The organism is Chryseobacterium sp. SIMBA_038, assembly GCF_046535115.1.
GTDB lineage: Bacteria > Bacteroidota > Bacteroidia > Flavobacteriales > Weeksellaceae > Chryseobacterium.
Genome location: NZ_JAWRXH010000003.1, coordinates 269,042 through 285,404, shown reverse-complemented (window position 1 = coordinate 285,404; position 16,363 = coordinate 269,042). Strand labels below are relative to the sequence as shown.

At 34.0% G+C, this 16,363-nt stretch carries 17 protein-coding genes; 3 read left to right on the top strand and 14 right to left on the bottom strand.

The features are described 5' to 3' along the window. Positions 1-18: 18 nt before the first annotated feature. The 4 genes from SB689_RS12270 to SB689_RS12255 all read right to left on the bottom strand — a co-directional run bounded on the left by SB689_RS12270 (position 19) and on the right by SB689_RS12255 (position 3,742). Positions 19-993, bottom strand: coding sequence for a hypothetical protein (locus SB689_RS12270; RefSeq protein WP_410692427.1), 975 nt, complete (start codon positions 991-993; stop codon positions 19-21). Between the two features lie 15 nt (positions 994-1,008). After that, a complete protein-coding gene (locus tag SB689_RS12265; RefSeq protein ID WP_410692426.1) occupies positions 1,009-2,067 on the bottom strand; it encodes a glucosaminidase domain-containing protein in 1,059 nt (352 codons plus the stop codon). 16 nt (positions 2,068-2,083) lie between these two features. Beyond that, on the bottom strand, positions 2,084-2,992 hold the full coding sequence (locus tag SB689_RS12260; RefSeq protein ID WP_410692425.1) for a 1-aminocyclopropane-1-carboxylate deaminase/D-cysteine desulfhydrase: 909 nt from the start codon (positions 2,990-2,992) through the stop codon (positions 2,084-2,086). A 423-nt stretch (positions 2,993-3,415) separates the two neighbouring features. Next, positions 3,416-3,742, bottom strand: a complete 327-nt coding sequence (locus SB689_RS12255; RefSeq protein WP_410692424.1) for a hypothetical protein — start codon at positions 3,740-3,742, stop codon at positions 3,416-3,418. Between the two features lie 40 nt (positions 3,743-3,782). Here SB689_RS12255 and SB689_RS12250 point away from each other — a divergent pair, with 40 nt between their 5' ends. Both SB689_RS12250 and SB689_RS12245 read left to right on the top strand, forming a co-directional pair. Then, positions 3,783-3,965 carry a DUF5522 domain-containing protein gene (locus SB689_RS12250; RefSeq protein WP_029294953.1) on the top strand — a complete coding sequence of 61 codons (183 nt, stop codon included), beginning with the start codon at positions 3,783-3,785 and terminating at the stop codon, positions 3,963-3,965. Between the two features lies 1 nt (position 3,966). Next, positions 3,967-4,494, top strand: coding sequence for a DUF4136 domain-containing protein (locus tag SB689_RS12245; RefSeq protein ID WP_410692423.1), 528 nt, complete (start codon positions 3,967-3,969; stop codon positions 4,492-4,494). Between the two features lie 125 nt (positions 4,495-4,619). Here the strand turns inward: SB689_RS12245 and SB689_RS12240 are convergent, their stop codons facing one another. Further along, positions 4,620-5,402: a T9SS type A sorting domain-containing protein gene (locus SB689_RS12240; RefSeq protein WP_410692422.1), complete on the bottom strand. Its 783-nt coding sequence runs from the start codon at positions 5,400-5,402 to the stop codon at positions 4,620-4,622. Between the two features lie 403 nt (positions 5,403-5,805). On the opposite strand from SB689_RS12240, the gene SB689_RS12235 reads away from it, so the two are divergent. Continuing rightward, positions 5,806-7,596, top strand: a complete 1,791-nt coding sequence (locus SB689_RS12235) for an endonuclease (RefSeq protein WP_410692421.1) — start codon at positions 5,806-5,808, stop codon at positions 7,594-7,596. A gap of 155 nt (positions 7,597-7,751) precedes the next feature. Here the strand turns inward: SB689_RS12235 and SB689_RS12230 are convergent, their stop codons facing one another. From SB689_RS12230 to SB689_RS12190, 9 genes are read right to left on the bottom strand one after another with little or no spacing between them, the layout of a single operon-like run. Then, positions 7,752-8,105 carry a hypothetical protein gene (locus SB689_RS12230; RefSeq protein WP_410692420.1) on the bottom strand — a complete coding sequence of 118 codons (354 nt, stop codon included), beginning with the start codon at positions 8,103-8,105 and terminating at the stop codon, positions 7,752-7,754. Positions 8,106-8,154: 49 nt separating this feature from the next. Further along, the gene (locus SB689_RS12225) at positions 8,155-8,808 is read right to left on the bottom strand and encodes a hypothetical protein (RefSeq protein WP_410692419.1); all 654 of its coding nucleotides are present in this window, start codon (positions 8,806-8,808) and stop codon (positions 8,155-8,157) included. Between the two features lie 23 nt (positions 8,809-8,831). Further along, entirely contained in the window at positions 8,832-9,482 is a 651-nt protein-coding gene (locus SB689_RS12220; protein ID WP_410692418.1) for a hypothetical protein, read from the bottom strand. 4 nt (positions 9,483-9,486) lie between these two features. Continuing rightward, complete coding sequence (locus tag SB689_RS12215; protein WP_410692417.1) at positions 9,487-10,308, bottom strand: hypothetical protein; 822 nt, start codon at positions 10,306-10,308, stop codon at positions 9,487-9,489. Positions 10,309-10,316: 8 nt separating this feature from the next. Further along, complete coding sequence (locus SB689_RS12210) at positions 10,317-13,001, bottom strand: OmpA family protein (RefSeq protein ID WP_410692416.1); 2,685 nt, start codon at positions 12,999-13,001, stop codon at positions 10,317-10,319. Between the two features lie 11 nt (positions 13,002-13,012). Further along, positions 13,013-13,504 (bottom strand): DUF4280 domain-containing protein, encoded by a 492-nt coding sequence (locus SB689_RS12205; protein WP_410692415.1) that lies wholly within the window; start codon positions 13,502-13,504, stop codon positions 13,013-13,015. 33 nt (positions 13,505-13,537) lie between these two features. Further along, positions 13,538-14,581 carry a hypothetical protein gene (locus SB689_RS12200; RefSeq protein ID WP_410692414.1) on the bottom strand — a complete coding sequence of 348 codons (1,044 nt, stop codon included), beginning with the start codon at positions 14,579-14,581 and terminating at the stop codon, positions 13,538-13,540. Between the two features lie 37 nt (positions 14,582-14,618). After that, positions 14,619-14,924 carry a hypothetical protein gene (locus tag SB689_RS12195; RefSeq protein ID WP_410692413.1) on the bottom strand — a complete coding sequence of 102 codons (306 nt, stop codon included), beginning with the start codon at positions 14,922-14,924 and terminating at the stop codon, positions 14,619-14,621. 10 nt (positions 14,925-14,934) lie between these two features. Further along, positions 14,935-16,347, bottom strand: coding sequence for a T6SS phospholipase effector Tle1-like catalytic domain-containing protein (locus SB689_RS12190; protein WP_410692412.1), 1,413 nt, complete (start codon positions 16,345-16,347; stop codon positions 14,935-14,937). Positions 16,348-16,363 lie beyond the last annotated feature (16 nt).

Below are 16,363 nucleotides of genomic sequence, written 5' to 3'. Positions count from 1 at the left end.
TATTTTTTCTTTATTATTTTACCCTTCGAAATAAGGGGTTCCATCTTCTCCTGCATAGTTTCTCAAACCATTTACCATTTTATAATACAGTCTAAAGGTATGTCCGTTTCTCCAGACATTTCCTTCTGGAAAAAATTGACCTTCCAAGATTTTATTGTTGGGAAAAATTGTTTGAAATATTAAATTATTTGGATCGTTTTGATCAGGCTCAGAAAGAACAACTAATCCTGAACCATCAATTAAACCTATTGATGTATATTTAATCGGATAAACCTGATTAGAATTTTCATCAGCTAATCCAAATAAATTAGATGAATTTGTTGTAAGAATGTAAGGTTTTCCGTTATAGAATTGCCATCCAACATAAGCAATTTCAGATATACTTTTATACATTCTTTTGATCTTGGGAATATAAATTCCTATATGCGAATCTTTAGAAACAATTTCCAGGAAATTAGCTTTAAAATTGATTTGATAAGCATTTTCATCTTCGAAAGGCTTAATCATTTCTAAATCTTCATCATCAAGATCGTCCCAAGTTAATTTAATCTCTTTTGGCTCTTCTATATGAGTAGTAATACCTGTTCCCCACCCGCGATCATTGATTGGATGCCTTTCGGGCTCAATATATTTGTCAAGCCTCATCTTTGTCTTTATGGAATAATTATAATAGTCAAACCCATCGAAAACCAGATAATTTTCACCACTTATAGTAATCGGTTTATCAGAAATAAAAGGCATTATGATTGTAGCATTGCTGTCAATTATTCCGAACTTACCGTTTTGTTCAGCATGAAAACCCCTGACAGATTCATCATACCAACTTATGCTGTAATATTGCGGCTGTACGGCAATAAATTTGTTAGCATCGCACAATCCCCATAAATTTCCTCTTCTGAAGGGAATATATTTTTGTTCTTGCGAAAAAAGGGTGCACGATATGAAAACTAAAAATATCCATAGATATTTAAAATTCACATTTACTATTTTCATGGTTTGGGTTGAGTATTAGTTTCTAGGTTTTTTGTCTATCAGATAAATTAACTGTCCTGCAGATGGTTGCTGACCTTCATCCATTCTGTTTTTTGCGTACAATTTATGTAATTTAATTCCGAATTTTTGAGCAATATCATGCATATCTTCTCCTGAAAGAGCTTTGTAAGTTGCCGTATTTCCATCTGAGTTTTTAGATTCAAGGAAAACAATTTCGTCTTTTTTCAAAACATCGCTTTCCAATTCGTTCCATTTGGTAAGTTTGCTTTCGCTTACTTTGAATTTATTTGCGATGAACTGAACATTCGTATCCTCAGGAATAATGATATATTTTAAACCGTCATTTGGATGACTTTTAATTAAAATTGAATTAAGGATTTCAGCTTTTGTCTTGATTCTTTCCACTCTTTTCTGCTGTTGAGCGAAAGAAGTTTGCTTGTAAGGAACATTTACTGTCACAGGATCCTTCTCTTTCTTTACAAATTTTGAAGGCTCTAATCTTGCCATGAAAGATCTGTCATCTTTCAAATCAGGATACATTCTAAGAACTGCGTACAAAACTTCTTTAGAATTTGTATTGTCGAATTCATACAGTTTATATCTTTCAATTTTACCTATTAAGATAGATGCATATCGTGGGTTTGTTGCATAACCAGCCTTTTTCAGACCATGAGCCCACGCTTTATAATCTTTCATATCTAAATTGAAAAGACCTGTATAATATTTTCTTGTTGATAAAAATATAGAATGGTCTTCATAAGATTGTCTTGGGTCTTCATACACTCGGAAACACTCATTGGGAGCGTCATCGGTATGTTTCATGGTTTTCCCCGTCCAATCTTCTTTACATTTTATTCCGAAGTGATTTTTACCCTCCAAAGCCAATCTGCTTTGTCCACCACCAGTCTCAAGAAGTCCCTGAGCAAGCGTGATAGAAGCAGGAATTTTATACTTTTCCATTTCTTCTACTGCATATTGAGCGAATTTTTGGATGTATTGGTCTTCAGTAGCCCAAGTCTGAGCCGAGAATTTTGATAAAACTAAAAGGCTTATTAGTAAGAAAAGTCTTTTCATGTTTTTCAATTTTACTTTATATAATTAAATTTTTATTCTGTTTTTCTAAAAGCAAATTTGCTCCTTCAATTCCTTGTAATCCACCTGTGTGAAAGCACAAGATCTTGCTGTTTTCAGGAAAATATTCTTCATCAATCAGTTCAAAAAGCTTCTGCATCATTTTTCCTGTATATATCGGTTCTAACGGAATTCCGTATTTCTCCTTGAAATCATTGATAAAACGGATGTTTTCATCTTTTATTTTACCATAACCTCCAAAACTTGAATCTATTAGATTGAAATTTATTTTTAAGGTTAATTCTGAAATTTTATTTTCCAAAGAAGAATCGTCAACTACCTTAAAACCTATAACTTTCTGATTATCTTCACAAAATTTGGAAATCCCGGCAATTGTACCTCCGGTTCCAACTGCGGTGCAAAGATAATCAAAATCTTTTGTTTCGTTATTCAGCATCATTTTTACGCCCTGTACGGCATCTTCATTGGTTCCGCCTTCCGGAACGATCAGCGCATCTGGAAATTCATGCTGTAGAAATTCTGATAATTTTTCTTTATTTCGGTATTCTTCGCGGGTGATGAATTTTAAATTCATTCCGTTTTTTTTTGCAAAAACTAAGGTTGGATTATCTCGCCATTTATCTTTTAATTCTTCTCCTCTAATGATTCCCAATGTTGGAATTCCTGCTAAATTTCCGACAGCAGAAACAGCAGAAATATGGTTTGAAAATGCTCCGCCAAAGGTTATGATATAAGGTTTTTCAGTATTTTGATTTACATAATTATTGATATTGTGGAAAAGCTTCCAATATTTATTTCCTGAAATTTGAGGATGAACTAAATCTTCTCTTTTAATGAAAAGTTTTACGTTTTTATTGATATGAATTTCCTGAATGGGGATTTTTCCTGTTGGGAGTTGTAATAACATTCTTTTTAAATGATATTTATTTTGAACAAAAATACTGTTTTTTTTAAGTTTGCAAGGGGGTTTGATTCAGCTAAAGAAATTTTATTTTCCATGCAGATTGTCATTGACTTCGTCGAATCTTCGATTTCAGAGTGGAACGAAGTGGAGTATGGAATCTACATTTTGTAATTAAAAAGATTGTTTAAATTCCTACAGAACGATAAAAGTAGCGTTGAATTTTTTTCTCCCACAGATTTCACTGATTTGCACAGATGTTTGTGTTTAAATATTAAGTTTTGGCTAAAGCCAGAGGATTGCCTATTTATCACAAACAGGCTAAAGCCCGTTCCTATTGATCTCGAAATACTGTTTTGTCATTTAACAAAATCAATTCCTAATTTCTAATTCCTAATTTCTAATTCCTAATTCCTAATTCCTAATTAATTACAAATACTTTCTAAAGTTCCAGAATTTTCTTTTTTTGAGATAATTTAAATCAAATTCATTCGCGTAGGCTTCTCTTTCGAAAGAGATTCTTTTGTAGGCTTGGTAGCTGTCTTTTAGTTTAAAAAACCAGTAATAATATTCGATGACATAGAAAATGTAGAAGAAAACAATAAGCATTTCCAACTGCTGTCTGAGGTGGATTTTTTCGTGATTGATAAGTATTTTATTTTCCTTATCTTCGGTTTTCCTAACGAAGATAAAGGGAAAAAGAGCGATGCCATTAATTTTAAGTTTTTTTAATGGCTTTTGGCACACAATTATCATGATAACAAATATAAAGTTTTTTGACTTAGAGATTTAACTTATGGCACTTTTTGACATCAAAGAAGGTGAAGACTTTTACTACAACGAGCAAGGGTATAAGGTTTTTACGGAAAAATTTCATCTGAAAAGAGGACATTGCTGTAAAAGTGGCTGTAGACATTGTCCTTACGGATACGATAAAAAGACCGATACATTCATTAAAAACGATAAAAAAAATAAATAAAATGAAAAAATATATTTTTATTTTGTTAGCTGCGGCTACTTTGGGTTTAACGTCTTGTAGTCCTTTTCAAGTGCGTTCAGACTACGCCGAAACTGCCAATTTCACTTCTTATAAGACTTATAAAATAAGAATTGATGATTTGAAGCTGAATGATATTGATAAAGACAGAGTGTTGAACGAATTGTCTAGACAACTACAAGCCAAAGGACTTCAATCGGGCGAAAATCCTGATTTGATCGTCAATGTAAAAGCAAACCACAAGAAAGTTACAGATATTAACAGCGGATCACCTTACGGAATGTACGGTTGGGGCGGATCTTTCGGATGGGGTCTTGGAATGAGCAGAACCTGGACAAGCAACTATAACGAAGGAGCAATTATTGTTGATCTTGTAGATTCAAAATCTCAAAAACTAGTTTGGCAAGGAATCGGAAGCGGAATTTCCGTTGATTCTCCTAAAGCAAAACAAAGACAGATTCCTGAGATCGTGGCAGAGATTATGAAAAATTATCCTCCTCAGAGAAAATAATTAAGATTTAAATCAATCAAATATATGAAAGTCAATGCAAGTTTTTGTGTTGGCTTTTTCTTTTAAATAAAAAGGCTGCCAACAATTGTCAACAGCCTTCCTTCAGTCAAAATATAAAAAATCATTTATTTTTTTATCGCCTTGAACGATGTATTTTTTCCGTCTTTATATTGAAGAGTAATAAAGTAAATTCCTGAATCTAAATCACCCAACTGTAATGTAGCCGTAGGTTTTTGAATAGTTTTTATTAATCTTCCAACAGCATCGCTGATTGTAATCGTTTGCACATCTTTAATATCAGAAATATTGATTATATCATGAAAAGGATTCGGATAAGTTTTCACTTTATTTAAAACAGTTTCATGAGTTCCTAAATTTGTTGAAATCGGTTCCCAAACCGCATCATCCCAATAATGTCCCGCAAAAGAGGTTCCCGGATTACGAACCGCCAATCTTGCCGTTGAAGGAACTGATGTTGGTACCGTAAAAATTCTCTCTGAAGAACTGTCATAGGTCGTGTTTGTGATAGTAATATTTTCTAAAACCACAAACGTAGACGCATCCGCAGGATCTGTCATGTAACCAAATTCTAAAAACCCGGCAGAATTTGCTTTCACTTTAAATCTGAAACGGTGCGTTCCTTTGTTAACGTTCGTCAGTTTTGGAAGTATCACAAGCGAAACTTTTCCTGTACCATAGCCAAATTGGTAGATCTGGCTCGTTCCCGAAGCGGGCTGTGTACTCGAGATGATCTGACTTGCCCCGTTCAGAGCAATTCTTTCCCAGCAACTAGGAACAATACTGTTTGGTGAAGCGTACGTATCAAAATTCTCCGAAAAACTATCCAGAGCATTGCATTGGGCACTAACGAATGAAGTGCATAAAAAGCCTATCAATGGAAGGCTCATTTTAAATTGTAAATTTTTAATCATTCTAAATAAAAATAATAAAACAAAAATAGCTATTATTAAATAGTATAGAAAACAATTTTATTTTAATTATTTATGAATTATATCATGCGTAATATTATGAAATTGATAAGCATAATTTACTAATGCTTCTTTTTGAATCATTAAATGTTTTCTAATATTTTATTTTTAAGTTTTGGCTAAAGCCAAATTGATGGTTCATATTTAAGATAAGCGGACTAAAGTCCGCTCCTATTGATTTGAATATTGACACCAAAAAAATTATAATTTTCAGAACAGTTTTATTTTAATTAAAATCTAATGCAATGCCTATTAAAATTAACAATAACGTAATTTTTTATTCATAAAAATGTAGTAATCTTACTGACCAAATTATATTTATATGAAAAAAATTATCTTATTTCTGATATTCTCAGGATCTATCAGCGCTCAGGCGCCTGCAGGATATTACAATTCGGCAAACGGATTGACTGGAGCATCTTTGAAAACAACATTAAGCACCATTATTACAAACGGACATCAGGACAAAGGCTACGGCGGATTATGGACAGGTTACAAAACCACAGATATCGACAAAAATTATGAAAATGACGGTTCAATTTTAGATATTTATTCTGAAAAACCAACCGGAACCGATCCTTATAAATTTACGCCGGGAACCAATCAGTGTGGAACCTATTCGGTGGAAGGAAACTGTTATAACCGTGAGCATATTGTTCCACAAAGTTTATTTAATGAAGCTTCTCCAATGGTTTCTGATATCAACTTCATCCGAGCTACAGACGGAAAAGTGAACGGAATGAGAAGCAATTATCCTTTCGGGAAAGTGGGAACTGCAACTTTTACTTCTAAAAATGGTTCTAAGCTTGGAAATTCTGTGTCTTCAGGATATGCGGGGACGGTTTTTGAGCCGATTGACGAGTTTAAAGGTGATATTGCACGTATGATTTTCTATTTCGTGACGCGTTATCAAAGTAAGCTTTCTACTTTTTCTACAGGAAATATGTTGGGAAGTACCGCTTTTCCGGGATTGCAGACTTGGGAACTGAATGTTTTACTGGCTTGGCATAGTCAAGATCCTGTTTCTCAGGCAGAAATTAATAGAAATAATGCTTCTTATACTTATCAGGGAAACAGAAATCCATTTATTGATAATCCGAGTTATGCAAATCAAATTTGGGGTTCTCAACAGCCTTCGACAGATACGCAGACTCCCACAACTGTTACAGGTTTAACTATTCCATCAAAAACATCAAACAGTATTTCTCTTTCATGGAATGCTTCAACGGATAATGTTGGTGTTACTTCTTACAATGTTTACATGAACGGAAGTCTGAAAACTACGGTAAGCTCAACCTCAACAACAATTTCAGGTTTAAATCCTTCTACAAGTTATAATTTCTATGTTGTGGCAAAAGATGCGGCAGGGAATTCTTCAACAAATAGTTCAACCGTTTCTGGGACAACTAATGCTGGAACTTCTACTCCATCAACCAATTGTGTGAATGAAACTTTTGAAACCATTCCGGCAAGCAGTGCATCTTATTCGACAAGAACATGGACGAATGGGGGAATTACATGGACAGCAACAGATTCCAGAACAGATCAAACAATTTCTACGAAAGCGATCACAGTAAGAGCCGGTTCGTTAAAATCTAGTTCTTCAGCTAATGGAATTGGTTCTTTGACGGTAACAACTCAGTTGAAATTTACAGGAAGTAACGGAACATTTAATGTGGTGGTAAATGGCGTAACGGTAGGAACTATTCCTTACAGTGCAACAGTTGCGACGACGACGATCAATAATATTAATGTTTCAGGAAATGTGGTGGTGAGTTTAGAAAATAATTCATCAAGTGACAGAGTTGCAATTGATAATTTAAACTGGACTTGTTATTCAGGAACAGCAAAACAGAGCGTTTCTTCTTTGGAAAAAGCTAAAATTATCGATTTGCAGATCTATCCAAATCCGGTTTCTAATCAGGAGATTTTTGTAAAAGGTGAAACTCAAAATATTAAAAAAGCTGAGATCTATGATTTGCAGGGAAAAGTGATGCAGACAATTTATCACCCTTTTAAAAACAGTAGAAATTCACTTAAAATTAAAAATTTAGAACAGGGAATTTATATTTTAAAATTGGATAATACGACATTGAAATTTGTGGTACAGTAAGAATTTAGAAAAAATTAAATTCATCTTTGCCATTCTGGGTAAATGATAAAATTGTTATTGAGATTGCTTCGTTGCTTACGCTCCACGCAATGACAAAAAAAAGACTTCTCTTTGATAAGGGAAGTCTTTTTTAACTTTAGTTTTCTTCTTCTATATTACTTAAGTTTTACGTATTTATTTTCGATACCTTGATATACAATTGTTAAAGTATCGTTTTTAATCTCATAATCTGTTTCGTCTTTTTCATTGGTTGCTTTGTCAACGGCGATTATTTTATGATCTTTTACCGTGTAAGTTGATTCCAGTGAATTTTGCATTTTTCCTTCACCAACGTACTGAATAAATTTTCCGTCTTTTGTAAATTCTAAAACAATTTTTCCCATTGTGTTTGTCGTTTCCAAATCTTTAAGCATTCCTTCCCATTTGCCGATAAGTTTAGGATCTTCGTTTTTTTGTGAACTGCAGCTTAAAGCCATTAAACAACTGAAAATAATCAACAGGTTTTTCATTTTTTAAAATTTGGTTATTAGATTTAGTAAATTAGATTAATTTTAGGTTTTATTTCATGTAATTATACCATGGAGATTCTTTTGGAGCAGGATATTTCAGTCCAAAAACTACATTATTTCTATAAGCATCTTTTGTAACAGACAAGTACTGATTTTTAATTGTACCGTCAGATTCTATGGAAATACTCAATATATAGTAAGAATTATCCTTGTCCCAAAAGAAAGACGTTGGATATTGAAATGTATCCGGTTCATTTTTGATCCAGACAACATCATTTGGAAATTGATTTTTAAGATTTGTAAATATCTGCTTGGAAGCCTTTGCATCTACATGCGCTTTATCGATAATTTGGGTTGTAGGTTTTCCGTTTCCTTTTAGAATTTTATCGACAAACTGTAGAGAATATTTGGGATCTGCATGGGTTTGTATCGCGGCAACCTTATTTTTATAAACCGTAATTCTGGTTCCTAAATTTTGATCTAAAGCGATATTGCCATAGGTTACGTTTTTATTTTCATCGGCATAATACTGGATTACACTTTTTTCAGGAGTTTCATCCTTTAGAAAAATATTTTTATTTTCAAAATCGTATTTTTTAGCATCTTCTCCTAAAGAAACCGATGTTAAATCAAAGGATTTACTTTCACAGCAAAGGTTTACTAATGCTATTAAAATTAATAATCCATAATGTTTTGCTTTCATAATATTTGTATTAATCTATTGTATTAATTTCTAAAATATAGTAATAAAGTACATAAACCATTAAATATCAAAATACCTACCCCGCACCACATCGACAACCGAATTCTCTTTTTCAAATCATTGTTTGAAATATAAGTGAATAGCAAACAGGCAAAAAATCCTGCCAAAGCCGTGAAAATACAGGTAAAAAAGAGCATAATCCAATTAATTTCTAAGGCATTGGCACTTGCTTGAGATTCTGAATCTGATATTTTAACCTTTTCGCCTATCTTCAAAGGCTTATTGGTGGTATAGTCTAATGTTTTTATGATTTCCTGTCCGTTCTCATTACTATATTTAACTTTTGGGAAAAATACCGGACGATCGTAATAAGAAGATCCTTTGAAACTTTGCGTTTTCACAAGTTCTTTTTTGTAACCGATTACCGTTGCTTCATATTTTAATTCAACATAAGCTCTGTATGTTTTCTCCCAAATAAAGGTGTATGAGGACACAAAAGTCATCGTATTGATACAAATCATTAAAAGACAGACAAAGAAAAGAACAAACCCTTTTTCTATGATGCCTCCTTCCTTTTTATCGGGTGATTTGCTGCGTAATTTTTTATAAATTCTATATCCGATGAATAAAGAAATTATATTGATTAAAACGACAAAGAATCCAAAAAAAGTCATGCTGCTAGATAATAGTTAATCCGTTTTGTCTGGATCTCATGTGTAATTTCACCTCCAATTCTACGTTACTTTGTTCCTCAAGATCAGGGCTCTTGAATTGTAACGCCTGAGTACCGTCTTTTCTCATTAATCGTACCAATTTTCCATCGCCCATAATTTCCATATTTACATTTTCACGGCTTAATTCTTCAACGGGTAATTTTTGAGAAAACAGCTCTACACCGCCTTCTAAAAAATCTTTTTTCCTGTCTTCTGAAAAATAAAATGCCTGCTCCTGAAGATTTCTCTTTTCGGCGGACATTTCTAAATATTTATTAAAATCATGCTGTTCCAAGACTTCTTTGATCTTCCAATAATAAGTATAAACTTCATTAAAAAGTTCTTTTTCAGGAATATCTTTCAGGTTAACAGAATTCTGCCATCCATCCAATACAAAAGGAAGCTCTACTTCGATCTCTGTTGCGATTTCAAAATGAGGATATCTGATATTTGAACTCAGACCATTCCATGGTGATTCTATTTTAGGGCCAAATGAAACTCTGGTTTCTTTAATATTATCGGCATCAGCAACAAAAAGATCAATACCAAGATATGAATTTTCTTCGGTTAACAACTGCTCTCCATGTTTGGGAGACATTTTGCCCACCACTTTATATTTACCGCTTTGCAAAAGAACATGATTAATGGGTGCCATTACCATGTTTCTTTCGTTTCCACCCGTTTGTTCTCCTTTCCATTCATCTACAAGTACATCGTTTACGTAAACTTCTGTTGCGCAAAATGAGTTAACGTTTAAATGATAGTACGGATTCTGTATTTTATCCATTGTTATAATTAAATATAATGTTTTTCAAAATAATATTCTGATTTATCCAAAGCCTTTTCTTCCATTTTAAAACTGCTTTTCCACCAGCCTACTTCACCTTCTACCGTTCCAGTAATAATCACTCCCGAAAATTTTATAACAGGTTGATAATACAACCCTTTATCATCAGAATTGATAATGAAATCTCCGCCGAAGAAAGCTTCACCTTCTAATCTGGCTTCAGCTCTAAAGTCAATTATTTTCTTTTGTTTATTTGAATTAAATTTACCTCCAACTTCAATGGCGAGTACAATTTTCACGCCCATTTTACCGCCAATAGTGGTTTTACCGTCAATACTTACTTTGCCGCCTATAATTTTAAGCGCTTCCATTTCGATCTCCAGCTCACCATAAAAAGTTCCTGTGAATGTAACAGCTCCACCAATTTTTTCAATTCCTTTTCTGAATTTATCAATTAGTTTAGCAGCCGCAGGGTTTCCGGTTAATCCATACGACAATGCCGTGATTGCACAACCCAAAATATCGATGATAACCTCTGCACCAATAATAGGTTTTAATCCTAAATTAATTTCTCCTGTAGTTCCTAATACCTTGTTAGTTCCCTGTCTTTCCAAATACCACTTTCCTACGAAAGTCAGTTTTGGATATCTGATATCAAAAGCTACGGGAATTCCTGTAGTTTTAGCTGTACTCTGAGCAAAATTAATGACATCCTGCAAAATTCCTATAACACGGGCAATAAAACTGGCTGCCAGCTGAATTCTATCAGAAAACTCATTGGTGAAAGATCTTTTGGTAACACCGCCGTTCCATTCAGCAGCTAATCCAACTCCAATTGAAATCGGGATTTTTCCCGTTTCATTCATTCTCCATCTTTTATAGCCAGCTTCTCTTGATTTTTCCTGATGCTTGGCATAAATATTACCCGGAGGCATATTGGTCGCTTTATAATTGGAGACATTTATTAAAAACTCAAATGCCAACTCCCATTTGATGTCCGGATAAGCGTTGATTAAGATCGTCGTTCTTTTGTCATTACTGAAAAATCGACAGCTATGAACATGCAAATGAAACTGATTCGGATTGGTTGCTGATGGCCAAATATATTTTATAGGATTAATCGTAAACCTCGTTAAATCCGAATATATTGGATAACTGAAAGAAGGTGTATCAAATGTTTTTTTGGTATCACCGCTATCTATTGCCTGACCTACATCTACAATGTAACTTTGCTTTTTGTGCTTATTGTTTCCTCTAAAACAAGCTTTTGTATCATAACCAGTAATATCTATGGTTAGTTCCTTTTTTACAGGTACAACAATCTTATCCCAAGCAGTTGGTTTACTTGGTGCGACTACTTCATAAATAATCGTGTGGGCATCATGAGCATTGAATGTAAAGGAAATATCAACTCTTCTGTTGGTCTCATAATCCTTCTCATTTTTATATTTAATATTGTCTCGGCCCAATTTGTCATCGGTAGGATCTATTTCTCCTTTTCCGACTGAGATAATTCTTCTGGGATCTAATCCGCCATCTGCAAAGAACTTTTTCACAATATCTGATCTTCTTTGTGAGAGACCTTTGTTGTAATTTTCTTTTCCGATAACACATGCATAACCGCTAAGATTAATCGTAGAATCTTTATGTTCTAAAAGGAATTTCAGTACATTATTAAGGACGGCTTCACCATCTTTATCTATTACCGTAGAATCAAATTTATAATAAATTGTTCTGTAGATTTTTTCTTCAAGAACCTGTCCTGCTATTTTTCTTAATCCCTTTCCATTATCAAATACAGGAACAGTTGTAACGACTGCCTTTCCTTCTTTTGTATCGTTTTCTGAAATTTTTATAACTTCAAATTTACACGGTTCATACCTTTGGGCATTTACATCTGGTTTGTATACTTTTGTAGGAGTTTGGTTTTTGCTGACATTGGCATTTGTAGTAATGACTTTATTTTTTACATTCAGATAAATGGCATGAAGATCATCACCCAGATTATCTTTAATATACTTGCCTGAACTACTGTCCTTTACTTTTATATAAAACTCTTCTACATTTTGGATGTTGTCAACATGCGCCATCCAAGAATAGGTATTTTCTATTTTTAAATTAACCTCACCATCAATTACCTGAACATCGGTATAAACATGTACTACCTTATCTTTTTTTGCAGCCTGCTGGTTCCAAAGCTCTATCGTGAGATTATTTCCGTTAAGTCCCTCTGTTGTAAGATTAAGGTAAACGAGGTGTCCATAGGAAATATAATTGTTTTTGTCTTTATTTTTAATGCTGGTTTTGCTTCCTCTTTGAGTTGTCCATTTACTTGTGACAATTTTGGGTTCGCACCAACCTCTTACATATAAACCAACATTATTTTTAGTATCTCTTTTCCCGGAAAGACTGGCTTCGATATAGTAATTATAGCTTCCGCAATATTGTTTATCAATAAAGAATTTATACCCATTGGTAGATGGAGCCTGATAGATAATAATTTTGCGATCGTTAGTCTGTCTCGTCCAGATGACGGGCTTCTTTTTTTCTTCAGCAGTGGTATCCGGCAACCATTCGGCAACCTGAAAAGTTACATCCTGATTGGGCACAATAGTAAATCTCTGACCTACAACAGACATTTTAGGATAATAATTACCTTTTATAATCTTGATTTTTTTTACTCCTTTAGCCATCAGTTTTTTCTTTATATTACACCATCTTTTCCACCTTTGAAAGCAGGCTGTTCTTTGTACATACTCTCTGAATCTACCAACGGATTGATCTGCTGTTGCACATCCGGATCCGCATTTTTAAAATTCTGCTCACTGGCTTCAGCTCTCTGTCCATGGTCAATAATCTCGATACATGGCGTTCCTGCAATGGCACAAACTGCCTTGCTGTCTTCTAAAATGATAAATCCTCCATTGCTCAATTGTACTTTATCATAAAAGTTTTGCCATTCGGTGACCATAATTTTGCACGGCGGTGGCGGAACTCCCATTTTGGGGCAATTTCCGAATGTATTTTTCTCAAATGTAGCGGCTCCGATTTCTTTTGTGGTGACAATCAGTTTTTTGGAAGCGCTTTTGTCATTTGCATATTCTTTTTTGTGCGAAAGCACTTTTAACTTATCAGGCATTTGCCCGAATTGGCATTTGCACATAGCACCTTGTACTACAATATGTTTTTCTGCCATAATTTTTTACTCTTTTTATCTGTGTGATATTTTTTAATTCTCATCGATACTTGCTACAACAACCGAGATTTTTTTTCTCTCCTTCAGCATGATATCGCATTCTAAATACAATGATTCCGGGAAAGAATTTTTTCCGTTTAAATAATATTGGATTCTAAAAGATCCGTCTTTATTCATCACAGGGTTTTCTTCTACAATAAAGGAAAAAGGAGCTCCGTTGATAAAATCATAAGAACTTCTGTCTTCATTTAATGTTCCGTTTCCTTCTATATTTATTAGGTCATATTCGTCTTTCAGCGGATCAATCTCCAACTCAATCTGATATTTTGGTTCTACCGGATTATTCACAATCGGAAAGCTTTCATTTCCGTTGACATTAAAATTCTGACCAAAACCTTGATATACTCCGAGAAATAAAGTTCTCAGGAAATAATCATTTTTCATCAATAAGCTTACGGCATCGGGTTCGCTTATCGTTTTTTCTATTTTAAGACAGTACTCGTCTAAAGTTTCACCATCAAATTCTTTGTACAGTTCTTCTTTAACATCATTCCATCTTTCATTGAATACGGAAAGATTTTCCACAGCATTAAATTTCCCCTGCTGATCTACGCTGACCTGTAGAGGATACAAAACTTTTGAGGTTTTATAGGCTAATAAATCGGCAATTTCATTGACTTCTTCTTCATTTAAATAAAGATTCGAAATCCTGTTTATTTCAAAAAAATGTAACTGTTTTTCTGATCTTAACCAACGTACTGTGGCTTCATATTTCAGTTCATTTTTATTGTTTCCATTTTCAATATTGATGATAACACCATATTTTTTGAATGATTTTTCGGGTTGAAAGATCAATCTGTTTCCGTGATCGAACTTTACTAATCTGTTTTTATCAATTACCGCAGTTCTTGGAATAAAAAGTTCTTTCTGACCGGTAAAATCAATTAAAATCATCTCCTTGACACCACAATTGTTATTGTGAAATAACTTTAAAGCATCTTCGGATATGTTGTACAGAGAAGCAACACTTTTTAAAGTTTCGTTCTTTTGGACGATATGTTTGTTAAATTTCTGCATATAAATGATTTGCAAATAAATATTTTATCCTCATATTTTATTTAATACTGAAAATATATACAGCGAGAAAAATAATTCCCACCATGATTAATATTATATTTGTAACTCTATTTTCTTTATTTCTGGATGTAAAAAAGCTCACTATTAATTCTATAAAAAGCAAAAGACACCATATCGCCATCCAGCAGATATTCAAAACAAGATCCATGGGAATTGACATTCCGCTGTTTCCTCCTATATTAACCTGCTGAGGATTAAACCAAGAATCCCAATTAGCGTAAATATATATCGACAAAAAGCCTATTAACAATAATGCGACCCTTACAATCAGATGTTTTTTCATTTAATAAAAATTAATGCAATACTCTCACTCTGTCTGATGTTGGATCCATTCCAATACCTTCTCTTCTTGCCGACCAGTGCAGATATTTATTTCTAAGAATTCTTAAATCATCCTGCTCCTTCATTTCTCTCTGATAATCTGCATATTTCTGTTCCGGAATTGATGCTCCGCCGTAGGCATTTTCAACGTCTTTGTATCTTTTGAAAGTGTATTGTTTTCCGTTTTCCATCGCGTAAGATCTGAGACGGTCTTTTACCCTCACCAACAAAGGATCTTCTGAAATAGAATACACTTCATCAGTCAGTTTTTTGATGGTTAAAGGAACCGTCTTCTGAACGCCATGTTCTGCCATAAAATGCAATGGAACATAGCTGTATCTCTTTACCAGATCGCGTGATCCCGATAATGTTAAATAAAAACCGGGGTTAATTTTAAGCTGATCTTCTTTGTACCAGGCGTCTGCGATAAGCTGGCTTCTTAATTCTTTTAATTTTGTGCTGGTTGTCCACGATGTTTCAATTTCTTCCCAACTCTCGGTTCCGTCTTCATAAGCTCCGCCAACATCACAGTGTACGCCGGGAAATGTTCTTTCGGTGCCTACGTGCACGTGGGTAAGGTCAAAATTTTCTCTGTGCTCATTTTCTGCCACAAAATGGATGACTGTTTGTGCTCTTCCGATATCATTTAAGCTTAATTCTTCCACATCGTTGTGGAAATTCGGCGTAGCAGAAAAACTTTTTGAATAAGAAGAAACGGTATCATAAATGCCTAAAAATCTGATTTTTAAAACATCAACTATAATTCCGGCTTCCTGAAGTTTTAGTCCTAAATGTCCCCATTTTGGAAGATCCTGACCTTCCACTCCATCGCCGTCGCTGTCGGAAAGAACGGTAACACTCATTCCTTCGCTTGAATAGGTTCTTGAGGTTGCTTTGTATTTTGATTTACCAATTTCATGAACAAAATTTCTGGCCGCCGCCGCACCACGGCTGAAACCGAAAACATCAAAAGTAAGTACCGCAATTTTATCTGCTTTTTTTGCGTTTTTGATATTTTTCACTTTTTTCACAATCTCTTCACAGCCTTTTTTTACTTTTCCGCGGATTCCGGTAGGCCCAGTTCCGAAGGCGTAGCCCAACATTGAATCTTTTTCCTTATCATCTGTACCAATTCCTTCAATGTAAATTCCAAAATTTTTATCGTAGTTATCCCAAAGACGTGCTACATTACTCCAATCGTTATTGTAACTGTTGTTATCGGTAGGATTTCCTCCTTTTTTCTTGTATGCATCAGTTTTTTCCCTTCTTTCGATGGTATTGGTTTTGTTATTCAGGGTTCCGTCAAAAAACATCCCGAGAGTAATGTCTAAGACCTCCTCTTTGGTTTCTTCTGGTGTATAATCTCCAAATTTATTATTGTGCATCTTTCTTATTTTAAAA

Excerpts from the sequence above, each read along its gene's own strand:
- SB689_RS12240 (WP_410692422.1), bottom strand. The coding sequence starts at position 5,402 with ATGAGCCTTCCATTGATAGGCTTTTTATGCACTTCATTCGTTAGTGCC.
- SB689_RS12255 (WP_410692424.1), bottom strand. The coding sequence starts at position 3,742 with ATGATAATTGTGTGCCAAAAGCCATTAAAAAAACTTAAAATTAATGGC.
- SB689_RS12200 (WP_410692414.1), bottom strand. The coding sequence starts at position 14,581 with ATGCAGAAATTTAACAAACATATCGTCCAAAAGAACGAAACTTTAAAA.
- SB689_RS12250 (WP_029294953.1), top strand. The coding sequence starts at position 3,783 with ATGGCACTTTTTGACATCAAAGAAGGTGAAGACTTTTACTACAACGAG.
- SB689_RS12260 (WP_410692425.1), bottom strand. The coding sequence starts at position 2,992 with ATGTTATTACAACTCCCAACAGGAAAAATCCCCATTCAGGAAATTCAT.
- SB689_RS12235 (WP_410692421.1), top strand. The coding sequence starts at position 5,806 with ATGAAAAAAATTATCTTATTTCTGATATTCTCAGGATCTATCAGCGCT.
- SB689_RS12195 (WP_410692413.1), bottom strand. The coding sequence starts at position 14,924 with ATGAAAAAACATCTGATTGTAAGGGTCGCATTATTGTTAATAGGCTTT.
- SB689_RS12205 (WP_410692415.1), bottom strand. The coding sequence starts at position 13,504 with ATGGCAGAAAAACATATTGTAGTACAAGGTGCTATGTGCAAATGCCAA.
- SB689_RS12245 (WP_410692423.1), top strand. The coding sequence starts at position 3,967 with ATGAAAAAATATATTTTTATTTTGTTAGCTGCGGCTACTTTGGGTTTA.
- SB689_RS12190 (WP_410692412.1), bottom strand. The coding sequence starts at position 16,347 with ATGCACAATAATAAATTTGGAGATTATACACCAGAAGAAACCAAAGAG.
- SB689_RS12270 (WP_410692427.1), bottom strand. The coding sequence starts at position 993 with ATGAAAATAGTAAATGTGAATTTTAAATATCTATGGATATTTTTAGTT.
- SB689_RS12210 (WP_410692416.1), bottom strand. The coding sequence starts at position 13,001 with ATGGCTAAAGGAGTAAAAAAAATCAAGATTATAAAAGGTAATTATTAT.
- SB689_RS12220 (WP_410692418.1), bottom strand. The coding sequence starts at position 9,482 with ATGACTTTTTTTGGATTCTTTGTCGTTTTAATCAATATAATTTCTTTA.
- SB689_RS12230 (WP_410692420.1), bottom strand. The coding sequence starts at position 8,105 with ATGAAAAACCTGTTGATTATTTTCAGTTGTTTAATGGCTTTAAGCTGC.
- SB689_RS12265 (WP_410692426.1), bottom strand. The coding sequence starts at position 2,067 with ATGAAAAGACTTTTCTTACTAATAAGCCTTTTAGTTTTATCAAAATTC.
- SB689_RS12215 (WP_410692417.1), bottom strand. The coding sequence starts at position 10,308 with ATGGATAAAATACAGAATCCGTACTATCATTTAAACGTTAACTCATTT.
- SB689_RS12225 (WP_410692419.1), bottom strand. The coding sequence starts at position 8,808 with ATGAAAGCAAAACATTATGGATTATTAATTTTAATAGCATTAGTAAAC.